The sequence below is a fragment of the Vibrio sp. 2033 genome (assembly GCF_033339735.1).
Genome location: NZ_JAWOVC010000138.1, coordinates 1 through 970, shown reverse-complemented (window position 1 = coordinate 970; position 970 = coordinate 1). Strand labels below are relative to the sequence as shown.

Genomic DNA, 970 nt, shown 5'->3' with positions numbered 1-970 from the left:
TGCATTGATGGTTAACCAATCGACGCCAGTTTCCATCCATTGGCCCAACGGTAGTTTGTTGTCCGTAATAAAATTCACAATAAAACCTTTGTGTTGATGATGTGGGCATCGCTGCCCACTAAGAAAAATCAATTAAGCGTTGTCTTTAAGGTAACGAGCAATTGCCGACTGTGCGTCTTGACCATCGACGGTTTTCACGTCTTTCAGCCACGCTTCGATTTTGTCTGCGTTCGCGTTTAACCAAGCTTGTGCGGCTTTAGATGGTTTTTGCTTCTGGTTGAGAATCGCTTCCATCAGCTCGTTTTCCATTTCTAGGCTGAACTCTAGGTTTTTCACCAATTGGCCCACATTTGTGCACTCAGCAAGGTAGTTTTGACGTACGTTTGTATAAACGTTTGCACCGCCGTAGTTTGGACCAAAGAAATCATCGCCACCCGATAGGTATTCCATTTCAACATTACTGTTCATTGGGTGCGGCGCCCAACCCAAGTAAACGATCCACTGATTGCGACGTACCGCACGTGATACTTGTGACACCATGCCCGCTTCACTTGATTCAACCAGGCTGAAGTCTTTTAAACCAAACGCATTGCTGTCGATCATGGATTGAATCAGGCGGTTACCATCGTTACCTGGTTCGATGCCGTAAATGCGGTCTTTAAATTTGTCGGCATGTTTTTCCAGGTCAGCAAAGCTCTTCACACCTGCGTCATAAACGTATTTTGGTACTGCCAGAGTGTATTTCGCGCCGACAAGATTCGCTTTTACTGTTTCGACAGTGCCAGCATCTCGGTACTTAGCAATGTCACCTTCCATCGTTGGCATCCAGTTACCAAGGAAGATATCAATGTCGCCGTTCGCCATAGAAGAATAAGTTACTGGTACAGACAGCAGATCCGTCTTAGTTTTGTAACCCAAGCCTTTCAGTAGCTCTGTGGTTACAGCCGTGGTTGCGGTAATGTCTGTCCAG

The 970-nt window shown here is 46.1% G+C and carries 1 protein-coding gene and 1 pseudogene; both read right to left on the bottom strand.

Translation table 11 applies throughout. From position 1 onward, the window contains the following. Positions 1-132 (bottom strand): annotated as a pseudogene (locus tag R7P74_RS25155) (choline ABC transporter permease subunit); the annotation flags it as partial. Continuing rightward, positions 133-970, bottom strand: an 838-nt coding sequence (locus tag R7P74_RS25150) for a choline ABC transporter substrate-binding protein (protein WP_318123363.1), incomplete at its 5' end; no start/stop codon positions are given.